Below are 840 nucleotides of genomic sequence, written 5' to 3' on the forward strand. Positions count from 1 at the left end.
TGGCGCAAAGTGTGCATGGACACGCGCTTGTCGATTCCGGCGGCCTCGGCGGCCGCATGGATCGCCCGGTTGAGTTGACGGGTGCTGAGAGATTCAATCGGGTTGAGCCCGGGAAAGAGCCAGCCGCCGTCGAGCATCTTGCCTTGGGCTCGAGCCACTCGCCACCAGACCCGCAGCCGCTCAAGCAGGATCGGCGAGAGCATGGCGTATCGATCCTTCTGACCTTTGCCCTGTTCAACGCGCAGCGTCATGCGCTGGCTGTCGATGTCACCGACCTTCAGGGCTGCCACTTCACTGGCGCGCAATCCGGTCCCATAAGCAACGGCGAGCGCCGTCTGATGCTTGAGATTACTGGCTGCTGCTATCAGTCGACCCACTTCATCGCGACTGAGGATGACGGGCAAAGTGCGCGGGAGATAAATCGGACGCATCTTGGCCATTAATGCTTCTTGACCGAGCGTGGTGCCGAAGAAGAACTTCAACCCGGTGATCGCGGCGTTTAGAGAGACTGGCGACACCCCGCGGTCGACTAGATGCAACTGGTAGCGTCGCAATTCCTCAACGGTCGCGGTGTCGGGCGAGCGTCCGAGGAAGACTGTGAACTCGCGTACGACGCGAAGGTAGTTGGATTGCGTGGTCGGCGCGAGGCGACGCATGCGCATGTCGTCCATCATGCGCTGGCGTAACGGGCTGATAACTTCGGTGGATGTCGTCATAGCTCGGCTCCTGTCGAGTAACGAGGCGGATCGCCTCATCAATCAACATAGGAAACCAAGCCGGGTCCCTCCGAAAAACCACATGCCTCAAACGGAGGGCCTACCGCGCGAGCGGTTTAGTCCC

At 60.5% G+C, this 840-nt stretch carries 1 protein-coding gene; it reads right to left on the minus strand.

From position 1 onward, the window contains the following. Positions 1–716 (minus strand): tyrosine-type recombinase/integrase (locus BSU04_RS38790; protein WP_089165525.1); only part of this gene is annotated, 716 nt, incomplete at its 3' end. Positions 717–840 lie beyond the last annotated feature (124 nt).

It is taken from the genome of Caballeronia sordidicola (genome assembly GCF_002220365.1).
Lineage (GTDB): Bacteria > Pseudomonadota > Gammaproteobacteria > Burkholderiales > Burkholderiaceae > Caballeronia > Caballeronia sordidicola_C.